The organism is Pseudomonas sp. PSE14 (assembly GCF_029203285.1).
Classification (GTDB): Bacteria; Pseudomonadota; Gammaproteobacteria; order Pseudomonadales; family Pseudomonadaceae; genus Pseudomonas.
In genome coordinates, this window is the sequence record NZ_CP115669.1 from 662456 (window position 1) to 680899 (window position 18444).

The window sequence follows — 18444 nt, forward strand, 5'->3', positions numbered from 1 at the left end:
AGATGGAAGTAGCCGCTAAGCTCTCGGGCGCTCGTATCTCCGCCCAGAAAGCCCGCTTGGTCGCCGACCAGATCCGCGGGAAGAAGGTGGGCGATGCGCTCAACCTCCTGGCTTTCAGCAACAAGAAAGCCGCCGAGATCATGAAGAAAGTGCTGGAGTCGGCCGTGGCCAACGCCGAGCACAACGAAGGCGCCGATGTGGATGACCTGAAGGTCTCCACCGTCTTCGTCAACGAAGGTCGTTCGCTCAAGCGCATCATGCCGCGTGCCAAAGGCCGTGCTGATCGCATCGTCAAGCGGTCTTGCCATATCACTGTCAAGGTTGCGGACAAGTAACGGAGTCGATCAGATGGGTCAGAAAGTACATCCCAATGGCATCCGCCTGGGTATCGTCAAGGAGCACACCTCCGTTTGGTACGCAGATAAGCGCACTTACGCCGATTATCTGTTCGCCGACCTGAAGGTACGTGAGTATCTCCAAGACAAACTAAAAAGCGCGTCCGTAAGCCGTATCGATATCCATCGTCCGGCTCAAACTGCACGCATCACCATCCACACCGCTCGTCCCGGCATCGTGATCGGCAAGAAAGGTGAAGATGTTGAGAAGCTGCGTCAGGACCTGACCAAGCAAATGGGTGTGCCTGTGCACATCAACATCGAAGAGATCCGCAAGCCGGAACTCGACGGTATGCTGGTTGCGCAGAGCGTAGCTCAGCAGCTGGAGCGTCGCGTTATGTTCCGTCGCGCCATGAAGCGCGCTGTACAGAACGCCATGCGCATTGGTGCCAAAGGCATCAAGATCCAGGTAAGCGGTCGTCTGGGCGGCGCTGAAATCGCTCGTACCGAGTGGTATCGCGAAGGTCGTGTGCCCCTGCACACCCTGCGTGCCGACATCGACTACGCAACCTACGAAGCGCACACCACCTACGGTGTGATCGGTGTGAAGGTTTGGATCTTCAAAGGCGAGGTCATTGGTGGCCGCCAGGAAGAGCTGAAGCCTGTAGCGCCCGCTCCTCGTAAAAAAGCTGCTAAGTAAGGAGTACGCAAATGCTGCAACCTAAGCGTACGAAGTTCCGCAAGCAAATGACCGGTCACAACCGTGGCCTGGCTCATCGCGGTTCCAAAGTCAGCTTCGGCGAGTTCGCCCTCAAGGCAACCAGCCGTGGCCGTCTCACCGCGCGTCAGATCGAGTCCGCACGTCGTGCGCTGACCCGTCACGTTAAACGTGGCGGCAAGATCTGGATTCGCGTATTCCCCGACAAGCCTGTTACCAAGAAGCCCCTGGAAGTACGTATGGGTAAAGGTAAGGGCGGCGTCGAGTACTGGGTAGCCCAGATTCAACCGGGCAAGGTCCTGTACGAGATCGAGGGTGTATCCGAAGAGCTGGCGCGTGAGGCATTCGCCCTGGCTGCTGCAAAGCTGCCGCTCGCCACCTCCTTTGTTAAGCGGACGGTGATGTGATGAAAGCGAATGAACTTCGTGAAAAATCCGTTGAGCAGCTGAACGAGCAACTGCTCGGCCTGCTGCGCGACCAGTTCAATCTGCGCATGCAGAAGGCAACTGGCCAGTTGGGGCAGTCTCACCTGCTCTCGCAAGTGAAGCGCGACATCGCTCGCGTTAAAACTGTGCTCAACCAGCAAGCAGGTAAGTAATCATGGCTGAAGCTCAGAACACCGTCCGTACGCTGACTGGCCGCGTCGTCAGCGACAAGATGGACAAGACCGTTACCGTTCTGATCGAGCGTCGCGTAAAGCACCCGATCTACGGCAAATACGTGAAGCGTTCGACCAAACTGCACGCCCACGACGAAACCAATCAGTGCCGCGTTGGTGACCTGGTCACCATCCGCGAGACCCGTCCGCTGGCCAAGACCAAGGCCTGGACCCTGGTTGATATCGTCGAGCGCGCGGTTGAAGTCTAAGGGTCGGAGATAGAAGATGATTCAGACTCAATCCATGCTCGATGTCGCTGACAACAGCGGCGCGCGTCGCGTAATGTGCATCAAGGTACTCGGCGGTTCCCACCGTCGTTACGCCGGCATTGGCGACATCATCAAGGTCACCGTCAAGGAAGCGATTCCGCGTGGCAAGGTGAAGAAGGGCCAGGTAATGACTGCCGTGGTCGTTCGCACCAAGCACGGCGTACGTCGTACCGACGGTTCCATCATTCGCTTCGACGGCAACGCCGCCGTCCTGCTGAACAACAAGCAGGAGCCGATCGGCACCCGTATCTTCGGGCCGGTGACTCGTGAACTTCGTACCGAGAAGTTCATGAAGATCGTCTCCCTTGCCCCTGAAGTGCTGTAAGGAGTAGCCGTCATGCAAAAAATTCGTCGTGACGACGAAGTCATCGTCATTGCCGGCAAGGACAAGGGCAAGCGTGGCAAGGTGCTGAAAGTTCTCGCTGACGACCGTCTGGTCGTTGGCGGTGTGAACCTGATCAAGCGCCACACCAAGCCCAACCCCATGCTCAACCAGCAAGGCGGGATCGTCGAGAAGGAGGCGCCTCTGCACGTCTCCAACGTCGCCATCTTCAACGCTGAAACCAACAAGGCTGACCGCGTTGGCTTCAAGGTCGAAGACGGTAAGAAGATTCGTGTCTTCAAGTCGACCCAGAAACCGGTTCAGGCTTGAGGGAGCTAGGTAGATCACCATGGCACGATTGAAAGAAATTTATCGGAAGGAAATCGCTCCCAAGCTGAAGCAAGAGCTTCAGCTGGCGAACGTGATGGAAGTTCCGCGCGTTACCAAAATCACCCTGAACATGGGTCTTGGCGAAGCTGTTGGTGACAAGAAAGTCATCGAGAGCGCCGTAGCCGATCTGGAAAAGATCGCGGGTCAAAAGCCGGTCGTGACTTACGCTCGTAAGTCCATCGCTGGCTTCAAGATCCGTGAAGGCTGGCCGATTGGCGTGAAAGTCACCCTGCGTGGCGACCGCATGTACGAGTTCCTGGACCGTCTGCTGTCGATCTCCCTGCCGCGCGTACGTGACTTCCGCGGTCTGAACGCCAAGTCCTTCGACGGTCGTGGCAACTACAGCATGGGCGTCAAAGAGCAGATCATCTTCCCGGAAATCGATTACGACAAGATCGATGCCCTCCGCGGTATGGATATCACTCTGACCACCACCGCTCGTACGGATGATGAAGGTCGTGCCCTGCTGCGCGCCTTCAACTTCCCGTTCCGCAACTGATTGGAGTAGGACCATGGCTAAAGAGAGCATGAAGAACCGTGAGCTGAAGCGTCAGCAAACGGTAGCCAAGTACGCCAAAAAGCGTGCCGAGCTGAAAGCGATCATCGCTAATCCGAACTCCTCCGCGGAAGAGCGTTGGAATGCCCAGGTCGCCCTGCAGAAGCAGCCCCGTGACGCGAGCGCCAGCCGCCTGCGTAACCGCTGCCGTCTGACCGGTCGTCCGCACGGCTTCTACCGCAAGTTCGGTCTGAGCCGTAACAAGCTGCGCGAAGCTGCAATGCGCGGCGACGTACCGGGTCTGGTGAAAGCCAGCTGGTAAGTCGTTAGCGGAGCCGGCAACGGCTCCGTTGATCGCTTAACGAATCAAGCCCCCTCGTGGGGCTTGATTCGTTTTTGAGCGATCTCTAGAATACCCGGCTCCCCCGAGCCAGGGGTTTTGTGCGCCTGGTGTTTTGAGGGCGAGTAAAGAAGTTGAAGGCTTATCTTTTGTATCAGGAGCATTAAGCCCATGAGTATGCAGGACCCGTTAGCAGACATGCTAACTCGCATCCGTAATGCCCAGATGGCTGAGAAGACCGTCGTGAGCATGCCGTCTTCCAAGCTGAAAGCGGCAGTCGCCAAAGTCCTCAAGGACGAAGGTTACATTGCGGATTTCCAAGTCAGCGCCGAGGCCAAGCCTCTGCTGTCGATCGAGCTGAAGTACTTCGAAGGCAAGCCTGTCATCGAAGAAGTGAAGCGAATCAGCCGTCCTGGCCTGCGCCAGTACAAATCCGTAGACCAGCTGCCGAAAGTACGCGGTGGCCTGGGTGTGTCGATCGTCTCCACCAACAAGGGTGTGATGACTGATCGTGCTGCCCGTGCCGCTGGTGTTGGTGGCGAAGTGCTCTGCACTGTGTTCTAAGGGGAATCAGCATGTCTCGCGTTGCTAAGAACCCCGTCAAGCTGCCCGCCGGCGTTGAAATCAAGCTGGCTGGCCAGGAGCTTTCGATCAAGGGTGCCAAAGGCGCTCTCGAGCTGAAAGTCCATCCGTCCGTCGAAGTCATTCAGGACAACGGTGAGCTGCGTTTCGCTGCGCGTAACGGCGACCAGCAGACCCGTGCCATGGCCGGTACCACCCGCGCTCTGGTCAACAACATGGTGATCGGCGTCAGCCAGGGCTTCGAGCGCAAGCTCCAGCTGGTCGGCGTTGGTTACAAGGCGCAGGCCAAAGGCCAAGTGCTGTCCCTGGCTCTCGGCTTCTCCCACCCGGTTGATTACGAACTGCCTGCCGGCATCGTAGCGGAAACCCCCAGCCAGACCGATATCCTGATCAAGGGCATCGACAAGCAGCTGGTGGGTCAGGTAGCTGCGGAAATCCGCGACTTCCGTCCGCCGGAGCCGTACAAAGGCAAGGGCGTGCGTTACGCCGACGAAGTCGTCCTTCGTAAAGAAGCCAAGAAGAAGTAGGGCATAGCAAATGAGCGTCAAGAAAGAAACCCGTCTGCGCCGCGCTCGCAAGGCACGCCTGAAGATGCGCGAACTGGAAGCCGTACGCCTCTGTGTGTACCGCTCCGCCCAGCACATCTACGCCCAGGTCATTGCGGCCGATGGCGGCAAGGTCCTGGCCAGCGCCTCGACCCTGGACAAGGAACTGCGCGAAGGTGCCACCGGCAACATCGACGCAGCCAAGAAAGTTGGTCAACTGGTCGCCGAACGCGCCAAGGCTGCCGGCGTCACTCAGGTGGCGTTCGACCGTTCTGGCTTCAAGTACCACGGCCGTATCAAGGCCCTGGCTGATGCCGCTCGCGAAGGCGGTCTGGAGTTCTAAGTTATGGCAAACAACGATCAAAAGCGCGACGAAGGCTACATCGAGAAGCTGGTTCAAGTTAACCGCGTCGCCAAAACCGTTAAAGGTGGCCGTATCTTCGCCTTCACCGCGCTGACCGTGGTTGGCGATGGCAAGGGCCGTGTTGGCTTCGGTCGTGGCAAGGCGCGTGAAGTGCCGGCCGCCATCCAGAAAGCCATGGAAGCTGCTCGCCGCAACATGATCCAGGTTGATCTGAACGGCACCACCCTGCAGTACCCGACCAAGTCCGCCCATGGCGCCTCCAAGGTGTACATGCAGCCGGCTTCCGAAGGTACCGGTATCATCGCCGGCGGCGCCATGCGTGCTGTCCTGGAAGTGGCCGGTGTGCAGAACGTTCTGGCGAAGTGCTACGGCTCCACCAACCCGGTGAACGTGGTCTACGCAACCTTCAAGGGCCTGAAGAACATGCAGTCCCCTGAGTCGGTAGCGGCCAAGCGTGGCAAGAGCGTCGAGGAGATTCTCTAACCATGGCAACTGTCAAAGTTACCCTGATCAAGAGCGTGAACGGCCGTCTGGCCAATCACAAGGCTTGCGTCAAAGGCCTGGGCCTGCGTCGCATTGGTCACACCGTTGAGGTTCAGGACACTCCTGAAAACCGCGGCATGATCAACAAGGCCTACTACCTGCTGCGTGTGGAGGGTTAATCCATGCAACTGAACGATCTGCGTTCCGCGCCGGGTGCCCGTCGCGAAAAGCACCGTCCGGGCCGTGGCATCGGTAGCGGTCTGGGCAAGACCGGTGGCCGTGGTCACAAAGGTCAGACCTCCCGCTCCGGTGGCTCCATCGCTCCGGGCTTCGAGGGTGGTCAGCAGCCGCTGCACCGTCGTCTGCCGAAGTTCGGCTTCAACTCGCTGAAGGCCCTGGATCGCGCAGAAGTGCGTACCTCCGAGCTGGCCAAGGTCGAGGGTGATGTCGTAACCGTGCAGGCCCTGAAGGATGCCAACGTGATTAACCAGAACGTACAGCGTGTGAAAGTCATGCTGTCCGGCGAAGTTACTCGCGCAGTCACCCTGAAAGGCATCGGCGCCACCAAAGGCGCTCGTGCGGCTATCGAAGCAGCTGGCGGCAAAATCGAGGACTAAATGGCTAAGCAAGGTGCTCTCTCTGCGCTGAGCAACGGTGGTGGTTTGTCCGAGCTCTGGGCACGTCTGCGTTTCCTGTTCCTGGCGATCATCGTCTATCGGATCGGCGCGCACATCCCAGTCCCGGGCATCAACCCTGATCGCTTGGCGGCACTGTTCCGGCAGAACGAGGGGACCATTCTTAGCCTCTTCAACATGTTTTCCGGCGGCGCGCTGGAGCGCATGAGTATCTTTGCACTGGGGATCATGCCGTACATCTCGGCATCGATCATCATGCAGCTCATGACCGCTATCAGCCCGCAGCTGGAGCAGTTGAAGAAAGAGGGTGAGTCTGGGCGTCGCAAGATCAGCCAGTACACCCGCTACGCAACTCTCGCTCTGGCACTCGTCCAGGCCATCGGCATGTCCGTTGGTCTGGGCAGCCAGGGTGTGGCCTTCTCCAACGACTTCGGCTTCTACTTCGTGTCGGTCACCACCTTCGTGGCGGGTGCACTCTTCATGATGTGGCTGGGTGAGCAGATCACCGAGCGGGGTGTCGGCAACGGCATCTCCATGTTGATCTTCTCCGGTATCGTCGCAGGCCTGCCCCGAGCAATCGGTCAGTCCTTCGAGTCTGCGCGTCAAGGTGACATCAACATCTTCGCCCTGATCGCCATCGGCCTGCTGGCCGTGGCCATCATCGCGTTCGTTGTATTCATCGAGCGTGGTCAGCGCCGTATCGCCGTGCATTACGCCAAGCGCCAACAAGGCCGCAAGGTGTTTGCCGCCCAGACCAGCCATCTGCCGCTGAAAGTGAACATGGCGGGTGTAATCCCCGCGATCTTCGCCAGCAGCATCCTGCTGTTCCCGGCATCCCTGGGTGCCTGGTTCGGTCAGTCGGAAGGCCTTGGTTGGCTGCAGGACGTCGCGCAAGCGATCGCTCCGGGGCAGCCGCTGAACATTCTGCTGTTTAGTGCAGGGATCGTCTTCTTCTGCTTCTTCTACACAGCGCTGATGTTCAACCCGAAGGACGTGGCGGAAAACCTCAAGAAGTCCGGTGCATTTATTCCGGGTATTCGTCCGGGCGAACAATCGGCTCGCTACATCGATGGCGTGCTGACCCGTTTGACCATGTTCGGTGCCCTGTACATGACGGCTGTGTGTCTGCTGCCCCAGTTCCTGGTCGTAGCTGCCCACGTACCGTTCTACCTTGGCGGGACCTCGTTGCTGATCGTGGTCGTGGTTGTGATGGACTTTATGGCCCAAGTACAATCGCACCTCGTTTCTCACCAGTACGAATCCCTCATGAAGAAAGCCAACCTGAAGGGCTATGGCAGCGGCCTGCTGCGCTGACCCGTAAGGTTCGAGGAGTCACTGATGAAAGTTCGTGCATCGGTAAAGAAGCTGTGCCGTAACTGCAAGATCATCCGTCGCGAAGGCGTCGTTCGTGTGATCTGCAGCGCGGAGCCGCGTCACAAGCAGCGCCAAGGCTGAGTGTGAACCACGCGTTATAACCCGGCAGCTAGTGTGCTGCCGGGTTGATTATTTGTTTTTACAGCGCTAATATCCGCGCCCTTTCTTGGCTTCCTGGGCGCCGGGTAGCTGTCAATTGGAGTTTTTCTGAATGGCCCGTATTGCAGGCGTAAACATTCCGGATAACAAGCACACTGTTATCTCGCTGACCTACATCTATGGTGTCGGTCGCACTACCGCACAGAGCATCTGTGCAGCCACCGGCATCAGCCCGGCTGCAAAGATCAAGGACCTGAGCGAAGAGCAGATTGATTCGCTGCGTACCGAGGTGGCCAAGCTGACCACCGAAGGTGACCTGCGTCGCGAAATCAACATGAACATCAAGCGTCTGATGGACCTCGGTTGCTACCGCGGTCTGCGTCATCGTCGCGGTCTGCCGGTTCGCGGTCAGCGTACCAAGACCAACGCGCGTACCCGTAAGGGCCCGCGTAAGCCGATCCGCAAGTAATCGCTTAGGAATTTAGTCATGGCAAAACCTGCTGCTCGTCCTCGTAAGAAAGTCAAAAAGACGGTGGTTGACGGGATCGCGCATATCCACGCGTCCTTCAACAACACCATCGTTACCATCACCGACCGTCAGGGCAACGCCCTGTCCTGGGCTACCTCCGGTGGTTCGGGCTTCCGCGGCTCGCGTAAGAGCACTCCGTTCGCTGCCCAGGTAGCGGCCGAGCGTGCCGGCCAGGCAGCTCTGGAATACGGTCTGAAGAACCTCGACGTCAACGTCAAGGGCCCGGGCCCGGGCCGCGAATCGGCTGTACGTGCGCTGAATGCCTGCGGTTACAAGATCGCCAGCATCACCGACGTAACCCCGATCCCGCACAACGGCTGCCGTCCGCCGAAAAAGCGTCGCGTGTAATAGGAGACAGTGAGAAATGGCTCGTTACATTGGTCCCAAGTGCAAACTGTCTCGCCGCGAAGGCACTGATCTGTTCCTGAAGAGCGGCGTTCGTGCCCTCGACTCGAAGTGCAAGGCAGAAAACGTTCCTGGCCAGCATGGTCAGCGTCGTGGTCGTCTGTCCGACTACGGTCTGCAGCTGCGCGAGAAGCAGAAAGTCCGCCGCATCTACGGCGTTCTGGAACGTCAATTCCGTGGCTACTATCAGGAAGCGTCCCGCCGCAAGGGCTCCACTGGTGAGAACCTGCTGCAGCTGCTCGAGTGCCGTCTGGACAACGTCGTCTACCGTATGGGCTTCGGTTCCACTCGTTCCGAATCCCGTCAGCTGGTGTCCCACAAGACCATCAGCGTGAACGGTCAGACCGTTAACATCCCGTCCTACCAGGTCAAGGCTGGTGACGTCGTTGCTGTTCGCGAGAAGTCGAAGAACCAGCTGCGTATCGCCCAAGCCCTGGAACTGTGCGCCCAGCGCGGTCGCGTTGAGTGGGTCGAAGTGGATAGCGACAAGAAGTCCGGCACCTTCAAGAGTGTCCCGGCTCGTGCTGATCTGTCCGCCGACATCAACGAAAACCTGATTGTCGAGCTCTACTCCAAGTAAGGGCTAGAAAATAGGTGCATCCATGCAGAGTTCGGTAAATGAGTTCCTGACCCCCCGCCACATCGATGTGCAGGTGGTCAGCCAAACCCGCGCCAAGATCACCCTCGAGCCCCTCGAGCGTGGTTTCGGCCATACCCTGGGCAACGCGCTGCGTCGCATCCTGTTGTCCTCCATGCCTGGCTGTGCAGTGGTCGAGGCCGAGATCGACGGCGTACTCCATGAGTACTCCGCCATCGAAGGTGTGCAGGAAGATGTCATCGAGATCCTGCTCAACCTGAAAGGCCTGGCCATCAAGCTGCACGGCCGTGACGAAGTGACGCTGACCCTGGCGAAAAAGGGCTCGGGTGTGGTGACCGCTGCCGATATTCAGCTGGATCATGATGTCGAGATCGTCAACGGTGACCATGTTATCGCCCACCTGGCCGATAACGGCGCGCTGAACATGAAGCTGAAAGTCGCTCGTGGCCGTGGCTACGAGCCGGCTGATGCCCGTTCGAGCGATGAAGACGAAAGCCGTAGTATCGGCCGTCTGCAGCTCGACGCCTCGTTCAGCCCCGTACGTCGTGTTGCCTACGTGGTCGAGAACGCCCGTGTCGAACAGCGTACCAACCTGGACAAGCTGGTCCTCGATCTGGAAACCAACGGCACCCTGGACCCTGAAGAGGCTATCCGTCGCGCCGCTACCATCCTGCAACAGCAGCTGGCAGCGTTCGTGGACCTCAAAGGCGACAGCGAGCCCGTCGTTGAAGAGCAGGAAGACGAGATCGATCCGATCCTGCTGCGTCCGGTCGATGACCTGGAGCTGACCGTCCGTTCGGCCAACTGCCTGAAGGCAGAGAACATCTACTACATCGGTGACCTGATTCAGCGCACCGAAGTAGAGCTGCTCAAAACGCCGAACCTGGGCAAGAAGTCCCTGACCGAAATCAAGGACGTTCTGGCCTCTCGCGGTCTGTCCCTCGGTATGCGCCTCGACAACTGGCCGCCGGCAAGTCTCAAGAAAGACGACAAGGCTACTGCCTGATCGTCGTAGCTACCGAACGTAAAGTTTGGAAAGGAATTGAACCATGCGCCATCGTAAAAGTGGTCGTCACCTGAGCCGCACCAGCGCGCACCGCAAGGCTATGTTCCAGAACATGGCTGTGTCGCTCTTCGAACACGAACTGATCAAAACCACCCTGCCCAAGGCCAAGGAACTGCGTCGCGTTGCCGAGCCGCTGATCACCCTGGCTAAAGTGGATAGCGTTGCCAACCGTCGTCTCGCTTTCGATCGTACCCGTTCGAAAGAAGCCGTAGGCAAGCTGTTCAACGAACTGGGCAAGCGCTACGCCAACCGTCCGGGCGGCTACCTGCGCATCCTGAAGTGCGGCTTCCGCGCCGGCGACAATGCCCCCATGGCATACGTCGAACTGATTGACCGTGCTGTTGGCGGCCAAGCAGTAGAAGCTGCAGAGTAAGGTTTACGCCTTACTTATAAGAAACCGGGCCTTGTGCCCGGTTTTTTATCGCCTATCGAAAAGTATTTCTCTATCGATGGGCTCGAATCAATAAATTGGCTCATTACCCATCTCCTCGACGATCCTGACTTCGCCGACTTCCACCGCTAGCTGAGCTGGATCAACAGCCGCAACGCCGGTGGAGGCGCTTAATTGTCCGATCGGGATGTCGGGCAGCGCTCACCCTTCCGGTGACGCATTGGCTGCCGCACAGACCGCCGTTTAGGAGAGTAACGATGAGCGACAAAACCCGCCTGACGACCGCTGCTGGAGCGCCGGTCGCCGATAACCAGAACGTCCAGACCGCCGGCCCGCGGGGGCCGATGCTGCTGCAGGACGTCTGGTTCCTGGAGAAACTGGCGCACTTCGATCGTGAAGTGATTCCTGAGCGCCGCATGCACGCCAAAGGCTCGGCCGCCTATGGCACCTTCACCGTCACCCACGACATCACCCGCTACAGCCGGGCGAAGCTGTTCTCCCAGATCGGTAAGCAGACTCCGTTGTTCCTGCGCTTCTCCACCGTGGCAGGCGAGCGCGGCGCGGCGGATGCCGAACGCGATATCCGTGGCTTTGCCCTGAAGTTCTACACCGAGGAAGGCAACTGGGACCTGGTGGGCAACAATACCCCGGTCTTCTACTTCCGCGACCCGCTGAAATTCCCTGACCTGAACCACGTGGTGAAACGCGACCCGCGTACCAACCTGCGCAACGCCACCATGAAGTGGGACTTCTTCTCGCATCTGCCTGAAGCGCTGCACCAACTGACCATCGACTTCAGTGACCGCGGCCTGCCACGCAGCTACCGTCACGTCCACGGCTTCGGCAGCCACACCTTCAGCTTCATCAACGCCAGCAACGAGCGCTTCTGGGTGAAGTTCCACTTCAAGACCCAGCAAGGCATCGAGAACCTGAGCAACGAGGAAGCGGCGAAGCTGGTCGGTGCCGACCGCGAGAGTTCGCAGCGCGACTTGTACGAGGCCATCGAGCGTGGCGACTTCCCGCGCTGGACCATGTACGTGCAGGTGATGCCGGAGAAGGAAGCGGCGACCTACCGCTACAACCCGTTCGACCTGACCAAGGTCTGGCCGCACGGTGATTATCCGCTCATCGAGGTGGGCTACTTCGAGCTTAACCGCAACCCGGCGAATTACTTCGCCGAGGTCGAGCAGTCCGCGTTCAGCCCGGCGAATATCGTCCCCGGGATCGGCTTCTCGCCGGACAAGATGCTCCAGGGGCGCCTGTTCTCCTACGGCGATGCGCACCGCTACCGTCTGGGCGTGAACCACCACCAGATCCCGGTTAACGCCGCGCGCAACAATCCGCGCATCTACCACCGCGACGGCGCCATGCGGGTGGACGGCAACAATGGTGACATGACCGTCACCTACGAGCCGAATAGCTTCAGCCAGTGGCAGGAGCAGCCGGACTACTCCGAACCGCCGCTGACCCTGGAAGGCACCGCCGATCACTGGAACCACCGCGTCGACGATGACTACTACAGCCAGCCGGCCGCGCTGTTCCGCCTGTTCGACGAGGCTCAGCGGCAGCGGCTGTACGCCAACATCGCCGGTGACATGGCAGGCGTGCCGGAAGCCATCCAGCGTCGTCAGCTCGCGCTGTTCTTCAAGATCGACCCGGCCTACGGCGAAGGTGTCGCCAAGGCGCTCGGTCTGAAGCTGGACTAAGCTCAGGCATCGGAACACGCCGCCCTCTTCGGAGGGCGGCTTTGTTTCCGGCCAATTACGGGCTTGACCCCGGTCATCCCCAGCCGGACCATAGCGCCGTTTAATTTGCTGTCACGTTCCAGGGAGAAGGCTGATGCAAGGCCACGCCGAGGTTATCGACTATCTGAACACGCTGCTGACCGGTGAGCTGGCCGCTCGCGACCAGTACTTCATCCACTCGCGGATGTACGAGGACTGGGGCTTCACCAAGCTCTACGAACGCCTCAACCACGAGATGGAAGAGGAAACCCAGCACGCCGATGCCTTGCTGCGCCGCATCCTGCTGCTCGAAGGCACACCTCGCATGCGTCCGGACGACATCCACCCAGGCAAGACCGTACCGGAGATGCTCGAAGCTGACCTCAAACTGGAGCGCCATGTGCGCGCCGCCCTGGCCAAGGGCATCGCCCTGTGCGAGAAGCACAAGGACTTCGTTACCCGCGACATCCTCCGCGTGCAGCTGACCGACACCGAGGAAGACCACGCCTACTGGCTGGAGCAGCAGCTTGGGCTGATCCAGAAAATGGGGCTGGAAAATTACCTGCAGTCGCAGATCTGATCCGCAGCTTCGGTTCGACAAAAGCCCCCGGCGCTCAGGCTCCGGGGGCTTTTTTATTTGCGCGCGGAGCACGCTTTTGTAGGAGCGAGCTTGCTCGCGAACAGAGCTTCCCGGCGACTCCGTTGTTGGGCGGTTCGCGAGCAAGCTCGCTCCTACGAAGAGCAGAAAAAAGCCCCTGCGCCGATTGGCAGCAGGGGCTTTTTCATGCCGGCGCGGATCAGGCCCGATCGCGCTCCAGCAGCGGTTTGAGGAAGCGTCCGGTGTGCGACGCCTCCATGTCCGCGACCTGCTCCGGCGTGCCAACGGCGATGATCTGGCCGCCCTTGGAGCCGCCCTCCGGGCCGAGGTCGACCAGCCAGTCGGCGGTCTTGATCACGTCCAGGTTGTGCTCGATCACCACCACGGTGTTGCCGTGGTCGCGCAGGCGGTGCAGCACGTCGAGCAACTGCTGGATATCCGCGAAGTGCAGGCCGGTGGTCGGCTCGTCGAGGATGTACAGGGTCTTGCCGGTATCGCGCTTGGACAGCTCGCGGGACAGCTTCACCCGCTGCGCCTCACCGCCGGACAGCGTGGTCGCGCTCTGGCCCAGCTTGATGTACGACAGGCCGACGTCCATCAGCGTCTGCAGCTTGCGGGCGATGGCCGGGACGGCGTCGAAGAACTCGCGCGCGTCCTCGATGGTCATGTCCAGCACCTCGGTGATGCTCTTGCCCTTGTAGCGGACTTCCAGGGTCTCGCGGTTGTAGCGCTTGCCCTTGCAGACGTCGCAGGGGACGTAGATGTCCGGCAGGAAGTGCATCTCCACCTTGATCACGCCGTCGCCCTGGCAGGCTTCGCAGCGGCCGCCCTTCACGTTGAAGGAGAAGCGCCCCGGGCCGTAGCCGCGCGAACGGGCTTCCGGTACGCCAGCGAACAGCTCGCGGATCGGTGTGAACAGGCCGGTGTAGGTCGCGGGGTTGGAGCGTGGCGTGCGACCGATCGGGCTCTGGTCGATGTCCACCACCTTGTCCAGGTGCTGCAGGCCGTCGAAGGAGTCGTGCGGCGCGACCTCCAGGCTGGTGGCGCCGTTGAGCGCGGTGGCGGTGATCGGGAACAGGGTGTTGTTGATCAGCGTCGACTTGCCGGAGCCGGACACCCCGGTAACGCAGGTGAACAGGCCGACCGGAATCTCCAGGTTGACGTTCTGCAGGTTGTTGCCGCGCGCGCCCTTGAGCTTGAGCAACTGCTTCTTGTTGCGCGGCGTGCGCTCGGCCGGAACCAGGATCTTGGTGCGGCCGGACAGGTATTTGCCGGTGACCGAGTCCGGATGATCCATGACCTCCTGCGGTGTCCCCTCTGCAACGATCTGCCCACCATGCACGCCGGCGCCGGGGCCGATGTCGACCACGTAGTCGGCCAGGCGAATCGCGTCCTCGTCATGCTCGACCACGATCACCGTGTTGCCCAGGTTGCGTAGGTGGGTGAGGGTGCCCAGCAGGCGTTCGTTGTCGCGCTGGTGCAGGCCGATGGAGGGTTCGTCGAGGATGTACATCACGCCCACCAGGCCTGCGCCGATCTGGCTGGCCAGGCGGATGCGCTGGGCCTCGCCGCCGGACAGGGTGTCGGCGCTGCGATCCAGGGTCAGGTAGTCGAGGCCGACGTTGACCAGGAACTGCAGGCGTTCGCGGATCTCCTTGAGGATCTTCGAGGCGATCTCGCCGCGGCGGCCGGTCAGGGTCAGGCTCTCGGCGTATTCACAGGCGGTGCCCACCGGCATCGAGGTGATCGCCGGCAGCGTCTTGTCGCCCACCCACACGTGGCGCGCCTCGCGGCGCAGGCGGGTGCCGTGGCAGTCCGGGCAGGGCTGGGTGCTGAGGAACTTGGCCAGTTCCTCGCGCACGGTGGCCGACTCGGTCTCGCGGTAGCGGCGCTCCAGGTTGGGCAGGATGCCTTCGAACGGGTGCGCGCGTTTGACGATGTCGCCGCGGTCGTTGAGGTAGCGGAATTCGACGTTCTCGCGCCCCGAGCCGTTGAGGATGAACTTCTGGTGCTCCGGGTCGAGGTCCTGGAAGGGCTCTTCCAGGCTGAAGCCGAAGTGCCCGGCCAGGGAACCGAGCATCTGGAAGTAGTAGACGTTGCGCCGGTCCCAGCCGCGGATCGCGCCTTCGGCCAGGGTCAGTTCGCCATTGACTACCCGGCGCGCGTCGAAGAACTGCTTCACGCCTAGGCCGTCGCAGGTCGGGCAGGCGCCGGCCGGGTTGTTGAAGGAGAACAGCTTGGGTTCCAGCTCGCTGATCGAGTGGCCGCAGATCGGGCAGGCGAAGCGGGCGGAGAAGATGATTTCCTCACCTTCTTCATCATCCATGGGCGCAACCAGGGCGATGCCGTCGGCCAGGTTGATCGCCGTCTCGAAGGATTCCGCCAGGCGCTGCTGCAGGTCGCCGCGCACCTTGAAGCGGTCCACCACCACGTCGATGGAGTGCTTGAGCTTCTTGTCCAGCTTGGGCAGCTCGTCCAGCTCGTAGAGCTTGCCGTTGACGCGGGCGCGGACGAAGCCCTGGGCGCGCATTTCCTCGAACACCGCCAGGTGCTCGCCCTTGCGCTCACGGATCACCGGGGCCAGCAGCATCAGCTTGCGGCCTTCGGGCAGCGCCAGCACCTGGTCGACCATCTGGCTGACGGTCTGCGCCTCCAGCGGGATGTCGTGGTCCGGGCAGCGCGGAATACCGACGCGCGCATAGAGCAGGCGCAGGTAGTCGTAGATCTCGGTGATGGTGCCCACGGTGGAGCGCGGGTTGTGCGAAGTGGATTTCTGCTCGATGGAAATGGCCGGCGACAGACCTTCGATGGTGTCGACGTCAGGCTTTTCCATCATCGAGAGGAACTGCCGGGCATAGGCCGACAGGGATTCCACGTAGCGGCGCTGGCCCTCGGCATAGAGCGTGTCGAAGGCCAGGGAAGACTTGCCGGAGCCGGACAGGCCGGTGATCACGATCAGCTTGTCGCGGGGCAGAGTCAGGTCGATGTTCTTCAGGTTGTGGGTACGTGCCCCACGGATGAGGATCTTGTCCACAGCGGCCTCGCATGGCGGGCGAAAACCGCTGAGTATACGGCCGGCCATCCGTGTGCGGCAAAGTCGCGCGAGTGTGCTGGCAGGCGGCAGGACTGGTAGAATGCGCGGCTATTTTTCGGCGTTGGCGACAGCCGGCCCTTCGCGGAGTGGAAGGGCACGCCGTCACGGGGGCACTGAAGCGCAACCCCGACATCCGTCTTCCCATGAGGGGCTTATGCACGATTCCCACACTGAGCGCATGAGTGGCACCGAAACCCGCGCGGCCGCCGGCCTGTCCCTGGTCTTCGCGTTCCGCATGCTCGGCATGTTCATGGTCCTGCCGGTCCTGGCGACCTATGGCCAGGATCTCGCTGGCGCGACTCCGGCCCTGATCGGCCTGGCCATCGGCGCCTACGGCCTGACCCAGGCCATCCTGCAGATTCCCCTGGGCACCTTGTCCGACCGCATCGGCCGCCGGCCGATCATCGTCGTCGGCCTGCTGGTATTCGCCGCCGGCGCCGCGCTGGCGGCCAACGCCGACTCCATCTGGGGCATCATCGCCGGCCGTGTGCTGCAGGGCGCCGGGGCGATCTCCGCCGCCGTGATGGCGATGCTTTCCGACTTGACCCGCGAGCAGCACCGTACCAAGGCCATGGCGATGATCGGCATGAGCATCGGTGTGTCCTTCGCCGTGGCCATGGTTGCCGGCCCGGTGCTGACCCACTGGTTCGGCCTGCACGGCCTGTTCTGGTTCACCGCCGGCATGGCCCTGGTGGGCATGCTGATCATCCTGTTCGTTGTGCCGACCCCGGACCATCGCATGCAGCACCGCGAATCCAGCGTGGCCAGGCAGTCGCTGATCCCGACCCTGAAGAACGGCGAACTGCTGCGCCTGGACGCCGGCATCCTGGTCCTGCATGCCATCCTCATGGCCAGCTTCGTGGCCCTGCCGCTGGCGCTGGTAGAGCGCGCCGGGCTGCCCAAGGAGCAGCACTGGTGGGTGTACCTGACCGCGCTACTGGTGGGCTTCTTCGGCATGGTGCCGTTCATCATCTACGCCGAGAAGAAGCGCCAGATGAAGCGCGTGCTGAGTGGCGCGGTGGCGACCCTGATGCTCTGCGAGCTGTACTTCTGGGCGTTCGGCGACAGCCTGCAGGAACTGGTGTTCGGCATCATCGTCTACTTCACCGCGTTCAACCTGCTGGAGGCCTCGCTGCCGTCCCTGGTGAGCAAGGTTTCGCCCGCCGGCGGCAAGGGCACGGCGATGGGCGTGTACTCCACCAGCCAGTTCCTCGGCGCCGCGGTGGGCGGCATTCTGGGCGGCTGGATGTTCCAGCACGGCGGCCTGAACGGGGTATTCATCGGCTGCGCGGTCCTTGCTGCCATCTGGCTGGCGATTGCTGTTACCATGCGTGAACCGCCGTATGTAACGAGCATTCGTCTGCCTCTTTCCGATGAGGCGCTGCGCGATGCCTCGTTGGCCGAGCGTTTCAAGGCATTGCCCGGTGTGAGCGATGTGATGGTGGTCATCGAAGAGGCCGCCGCTTATGTCAAAGTAGATTCCCAACAAGTGGATCGCACGTCCCTCGAGCGCCTGGCTGGCGCCGAGCCGGCGACGTGCTGAAGCCTTTAGGAGAGCGTCATGGCCCGTGGGGTTAACAAAGTCATTCTGGTGGGTAACGTCGGTGGCGATCCGGAAACCCGTTACATGCCCAACGGCAACGCGGTGACCAACGTCACCCTGGCCACCAGCGAGAGCTGGAAGGACAAGCAGACCGGCCAGCAGCAGGAACGTACCGAGTGGCACCGCGTGGTGTTCTTCGGTCGCCTGGCGGAAATCGTCGCCGAGTACGTGCGCAAGGGTTCGCAGATCTACGTCGAAGGCAGCCTGCGCACTCGCAAGTGGCAGGGCCAGGACGGTCAGGACCGCTACACCACCGAGATCGTGGTCGACATCAACGGCAACATGCAGCTGCTCGGCGGCCGTCCGGGTGCCGGTGGCGACGACGCTCCGCGCGCCCCGCGTGAGCCTCAGCAGCGCCCGCAGCAGGCACCGCGTCCGGCCCCGCAGCAGCAGTCCCAGCCCGCTCCGCAGCCGGCCCCGGACTACGACAGCTTCGACGACGACATTCCGTTCTAAACCCAACGGTTGGAGTCACCAAGAGCGCAGCCTTCGAGCTGCGCTTTTGCGTTTCTGGGACGCTCGTTTTGGCGAAGGTCCGCAACAGTCTTTCTCGAAAGCGACTATTTAATTAGCTAGCTAATTAAATGATTCTGGAATTGCCTTGATGTGTGGCAAAACCGGAGAAGAAAAGACATGAGCATTACAGTGACCGAGCGTGACGACGACCATAAATCCCGCGAGTTCCGCGCCCTGGGCGGGCGTTGCTGGGATGTGTACCAGGAAGGCCAGTTGGTCGGCATCTTCCATACCGAGCGTGAGGCGCACGCCTACCGCACCTCTCTGGAATTGGAGACACGCCACCGCCAGGCGGCAGAGTTCTAGTCAG

Annotated in this window: 28 protein-coding genes; 27 read left to right on the forward strand and 1 reads right to left on the reverse strand. The window is 61.0% G+C overall.

The features are described 5' to 3' along the window. Positions 1-2: 2 nt before the first annotated feature. From rplV to bfr, 24 genes are all read left to right on the forward strand, one after another. Positions 3-335, forward strand: a complete 333-nt coding sequence (gene rplV, locus O6P39_RS03075) for a 50S ribosomal protein L22 (protein WP_015475325.1) — start codon at positions 3-5, stop codon at positions 333-335. Positions 336-348: 13 nt separating this feature from the next. Then, a complete protein-coding gene (gene rpsC, locus O6P39_RS03080) occupies positions 349-1035 on the forward strand; it encodes a 30S ribosomal protein S3 (RefSeq protein WP_015475326.1) in 687 nt (228 codons plus the stop codon). 11 nt (positions 1036-1046) lie between these two features. Next, positions 1047-1460, forward strand: coding sequence for a 50S ribosomal protein L16 (gene rplP, locus O6P39_RS03085; RefSeq protein ID WP_009617163.1), 414 nt, complete (start codon positions 1047-1049; stop codon positions 1458-1460). Then, on the forward strand, positions 1460-1651 hold the full coding sequence (rpmC, locus tag O6P39_RS03090; protein WP_003093720.1) for a 50S ribosomal protein L29: 192 nt from the start codon (positions 1460-1462) through the stop codon (positions 1649-1651). The genes rplP and rpmC overlap by 1 nt, the downstream gene beginning before the upstream one ends. 2 nt (positions 1652-1653) lie before the next feature. Further along, positions 1654-1920, forward strand: a complete 267-nt coding sequence (gene rpsQ / locus O6P39_RS03095) for a 30S ribosomal protein S17 (RefSeq protein WP_152219907.1) — start codon at positions 1654-1656, stop codon at positions 1918-1920. Between the two features lie 16 nt (positions 1921-1936). Further along, positions 1937-2305 carry a 50S ribosomal protein L14 gene (gene rplN, locus O6P39_RS03100; protein ID WP_003093714.1) on the forward strand — a complete coding sequence of 123 codons (369 nt, stop codon included), beginning with the start codon at positions 1937-1939 and terminating at the stop codon, positions 2303-2305. Positions 2306-2317: 12 nt separating this feature from the next. Further along, positions 2318-2632, forward strand: coding sequence for a 50S ribosomal protein L24 (gene rplX / locus O6P39_RS03105; RefSeq protein ID WP_015475328.1), 315 nt, complete (start codon positions 2318-2320; stop codon positions 2630-2632). 19 nt (positions 2633-2651) lie between these two features. Continuing rightward, a complete protein-coding gene (gene rplE, locus O6P39_RS03110) occupies positions 2652-3191 on the forward strand; it encodes a 50S ribosomal protein L5 (protein WP_275609986.1) in 540 nt (179 codons plus the stop codon). A gap of 13 nt (positions 3192-3204) precedes the next feature. Continuing rightward, a complete protein-coding gene (gene rpsN / locus O6P39_RS03115; RefSeq protein ID WP_152219911.1) occupies positions 3205-3510 on the forward strand; it encodes a 30S ribosomal protein S14 in 306 nt (101 codons plus the stop codon). Positions 3511-3699: 189 nt separating this feature from the next. Then, on the forward strand, positions 3700-4092 hold the full coding sequence (gene rpsH / locus O6P39_RS03120; protein ID WP_084313379.1) for a 30S ribosomal protein S8: 393 nt from the start codon (positions 3700-3702) through the stop codon (positions 4090-4092). A gap of 11 nt (positions 4093-4103) precedes the next feature. Then, entirely contained in the window at positions 4104-4637 is a 534-nt protein-coding gene (gene rplF, locus O6P39_RS03125; RefSeq protein ID WP_275609987.1) for a 50S ribosomal protein L6, read from the forward strand. A gap of 10 nt (positions 4638-4647) precedes the next feature. Then, positions 4648-4998, forward strand: coding sequence for a 50S ribosomal protein L18 (gene rplR, locus O6P39_RS03130; RefSeq protein ID WP_152219916.1), 351 nt, complete (start codon positions 4648-4650; stop codon positions 4996-4998). 3 nt (positions 4999-5001) lie between these two features. After that, on the forward strand, positions 5002-5502 hold the full coding sequence (gene rpsE, locus O6P39_RS03135) for a 30S ribosomal protein S5 (protein WP_009617173.1): 501 nt from the start codon (positions 5002-5004) through the stop codon (positions 5500-5502). 2 nt (positions 5503-5504) lie between these two features. After that, positions 5505-5681: a 50S ribosomal protein L30 gene (rpmD, locus tag O6P39_RS03140; protein ID WP_016490545.1), complete on the forward strand. Its 177-nt coding sequence runs from the start codon at positions 5505-5507 to the stop codon at positions 5679-5681. Between the two features lie 3 nt (positions 5682-5684). Next, the gene (gene rplO, locus O6P39_RS03145) at positions 5685-6119 is read left to right on the forward strand and encodes a 50S ribosomal protein L15 (RefSeq protein ID WP_152219918.1); all 435 of its coding nucleotides are present in this window, start codon (positions 5685-5687) and stop codon (positions 6117-6119) included. After that, positions 6120-7451 (forward strand): preprotein translocase subunit SecY, encoded by a 1332-nt coding sequence (gene secY / locus O6P39_RS03150; protein WP_207884734.1) that lies wholly within the window; start codon positions 6120-6122, stop codon positions 7449-7451. A gap of 24 nt (positions 7452-7475) precedes the next feature. Continuing rightward, complete coding sequence (gene rpmJ, locus O6P39_RS03155) at positions 7476-7592, forward strand: 50S ribosomal protein L36 (RefSeq protein WP_002555468.1); 117 nt, start codon at positions 7476-7478, stop codon at positions 7590-7592. A gap of 130 nt (positions 7593-7722) precedes the next feature. Beyond that, a complete protein-coding gene (gene rpsM, locus O6P39_RS03160) occupies positions 7723-8079 on the forward strand; it encodes a 30S ribosomal protein S13 (RefSeq protein ID WP_017521894.1) in 357 nt (118 codons plus the stop codon). An 18-nt stretch (positions 8080-8097) separates the two neighbouring features. Then, positions 8098-8487 carry a 30S ribosomal protein S11 gene (rpsK, locus tag O6P39_RS03165; RefSeq protein WP_003093689.1) on the forward strand — a complete coding sequence of 130 codons (390 nt, stop codon included), beginning with the start codon at positions 8098-8100 and terminating at the stop codon, positions 8485-8487. Positions 8488-8503: 16 nt separating this feature from the next. Beyond that, positions 8504-9124 carry a 30S ribosomal protein S4 gene (gene rpsD / locus O6P39_RS03170; RefSeq protein WP_275609988.1) on the forward strand — a complete coding sequence of 207 codons (621 nt, stop codon included), beginning with the start codon at positions 8504-8506 and terminating at the stop codon, positions 9122-9124. Between the two features lie 22 nt (positions 9125-9146). Continuing rightward, complete coding sequence (rpoA, locus tag O6P39_RS03175) at positions 9147-10148, forward strand: DNA-directed RNA polymerase subunit alpha (RefSeq protein ID WP_009617182.1); 1002 nt, start codon at positions 9147-9149, stop codon at positions 10146-10148. 43 nt (positions 10149-10191) lie between these two features. After that, a complete protein-coding gene (gene rplQ / locus O6P39_RS03180) occupies positions 10192-10581 on the forward strand; it encodes a 50S ribosomal protein L17 (RefSeq protein ID WP_015475338.1) in 390 nt (129 codons plus the stop codon). A gap of 275 nt (positions 10582-10856) precedes the next feature. Next, positions 10857-12305: a catalase KatA gene (gene katA, locus O6P39_RS03185; protein WP_275609989.1), complete on the forward strand. Its 1449-nt coding sequence runs from the start codon at positions 10857-10859 to the stop codon at positions 12303-12305. Positions 12306-12438: 133 nt separating this feature from the next. Beyond that, complete coding sequence (gene bfr / locus O6P39_RS03190) at positions 12439-12903, forward strand: bacterioferritin (RefSeq protein WP_015475340.1); 465 nt, start codon at positions 12439-12441, stop codon at positions 12901-12903. A gap of 217 nt (positions 12904-13120) precedes the next feature. Here the strand turns inward: bfr and uvrA are convergent, their stop codons facing one another. Continuing rightward, positions 13121-15955, reverse strand: a complete 2835-nt coding sequence (gene uvrA, locus O6P39_RS03195) for an excinuclease ABC subunit UvrA (protein WP_275609990.1) — start codon at positions 15953-15955, stop codon at positions 13121-13123. 214 nt (positions 15956-16169) lie between these two features. Here uvrA and O6P39_RS03200 point away from each other — a divergent pair, with 214 nt between their 5' ends. From O6P39_RS03200 to O6P39_RS03210, 3 genes are all read left to right on the forward strand, one after another. Continuing rightward, the gene (locus tag O6P39_RS03200) at positions 16170-17558 is read left to right on the forward strand and encodes an MFS transporter (RefSeq protein ID WP_275609991.1); all 1389 of its coding nucleotides are present in this window, start codon (positions 16170-16172) and stop codon (positions 17556-17558) included. 18 nt (positions 17559-17576) lie between these two features. Next, on the forward strand, positions 17577-18074 hold the full coding sequence (gene ssb / locus O6P39_RS03205; protein ID WP_207884728.1) for a single-stranded DNA-binding protein: 498 nt from the start codon (positions 17577-17579) through the stop codon (positions 18072-18074). 177 nt (positions 18075-18251) lie between these two features. Further along, positions 18252-18440, forward strand: a complete 189-nt coding sequence (locus tag O6P39_RS03210) for a hypothetical protein (RefSeq protein WP_275609992.1) — start codon at positions 18252-18254, stop codon at positions 18438-18440. Positions 18441-18444: the final 4 nt, after the last annotated feature.

Bases quoted from the DNA above. Each gene is read 5' to 3' on its own strand.
- rplX (WP_015475328.1), top strand. From the start codon at position 2,318: ATGCAAAAAATTCGTCGTGACGACGAAGTCATCGTCATTGCCGGCAAG.
- rpmC (WP_003093720.1), top strand. From the start codon at position 1,460: ATGAAAGCGAATGAACTTCGTGAAAAATCCGTTGAGCAGCTGAACGAG.
- O6P39_RS03210 (WP_275609992.1), top strand. From the start codon at position 18,252: ATGAGCATTACAGTGACCGAGCGTGACGACGACCATAAATCCCGCGAG.
- rpsQ (WP_152219907.1), top strand. From the start codon at position 1,654: ATGGCTGAAGCTCAGAACACCGTCCGTACGCTGACTGGCCGCGTCGTC.
- rplF (WP_275609987.1), top strand. From the start codon at position 4,104: ATGTCTCGCGTTGCTAAGAACCCCGTCAAGCTGCCCGCCGGCGTTGAA.
- rpsH (WP_084313379.1), top strand. From the start codon at position 3,700: ATGAGTATGCAGGACCCGTTAGCAGACATGCTAACTCGCATCCGTAAT.
- rpsN (WP_152219911.1), top strand. From the start codon at position 3,205: ATGGCTAAAGAGAGCATGAAGAACCGTGAGCTGAAGCGTCAGCAAACG.
- rplO (WP_152219918.1), top strand. From the start codon at position 5,685: ATGCAACTGAACGATCTGCGTTCCGCGCCGGGTGCCCGTCGCGAAAAG.
- rpsE (WP_009617173.1), top strand. From the start codon at position 5,002: ATGGCAAACAACGATCAAAAGCGCGACGAAGGCTACATCGAGAAGCTG.
- rplV (WP_015475325.1), top strand. From the start codon at position 3: ATGGAAGTAGCCGCTAAGCTCTCGGGCGCTCGTATCTCCGCCCAGAAA.
- rplP (WP_009617163.1), top strand. From the start codon at position 1,047: ATGCTGCAACCTAAGCGTACGAAGTTCCGCAAGCAAATGACCGGTCAC.
- rpsC (WP_015475326.1), top strand. From the start codon at position 349: ATGGGTCAGAAAGTACATCCCAATGGCATCCGCCTGGGTATCGTCAAG.
- rpsD (WP_275609988.1), top strand. From the start codon at position 8,504: ATGGCTCGTTACATTGGTCCCAAGTGCAAACTGTCTCGCCGCGAAGGC.
- secY (WP_207884734.1), top strand. From the start codon at position 6,120: ATGGCTAAGCAAGGTGCTCTCTCTGCGCTGAGCAACGGTGGTGGTTTG.
- rpsK (WP_003093689.1), top strand. From the start codon at position 8,098: ATGGCAAAACCTGCTGCTCGTCCTCGTAAGAAAGTCAAAAAGACGGTG.
- ssb (WP_207884728.1), top strand. From the start codon at position 17,577: ATGGCCCGTGGGGTTAACAAAGTCATTCTGGTGGGTAACGTCGGTGGC.
- rpsM (WP_017521894.1), top strand. From the start codon at position 7,723: ATGGCCCGTATTGCAGGCGTAAACATTCCGGATAACAAGCACACTGTT.
- O6P39_RS03200 (WP_275609991.1), top strand. From the start codon at position 16,170: ATGCACGATTCCCACACTGAGCGCATGAGTGGCACCGAAACCCGCGCG.
- rpmJ (WP_002555468.1), top strand. From the start codon at position 7,476: ATGAAAGTTCGTGCATCGGTAAAGAAGCTGTGCCGTAACTGCAAGATC.
- rpmD (WP_016490545.1), top strand. From the start codon at position 5,505: ATGGCAACTGTCAAAGTTACCCTGATCAAGAGCGTGAACGGCCGTCTG.
- rplQ (WP_015475338.1), top strand. From the start codon at position 10,192: ATGCGCCATCGTAAAAGTGGTCGTCACCTGAGCCGCACCAGCGCGCAC.
- rplE (WP_275609986.1), top strand. From the start codon at position 2,652: ATGGCACGATTGAAAGAAATTTATCGGAAGGAAATCGCTCCCAAGCTG.
- katA (WP_275609989.1), top strand. From the start codon at position 10,857: ATGAGCGACAAAACCCGCCTGACGACCGCTGCTGGAGCGCCGGTCGCC.
- rpoA (WP_009617182.1), top strand. From the start codon at position 9,147: ATGCAGAGTTCGGTAAATGAGTTCCTGACCCCCCGCCACATCGATGTG.
- rplR (WP_152219916.1), top strand. From the start codon at position 4,648: ATGAGCGTCAAGAAAGAAACCCGTCTGCGCCGCGCTCGCAAGGCACGC.
- rplN (WP_003093714.1), top strand. From the start codon at position 1,937: ATGATTCAGACTCAATCCATGCTCGATGTCGCTGACAACAGCGGCGCG.
- bfr (WP_015475340.1), top strand. From the start codon at position 12,439: ATGCAAGGCCACGCCGAGGTTATCGACTATCTGAACACGCTGCTGACC.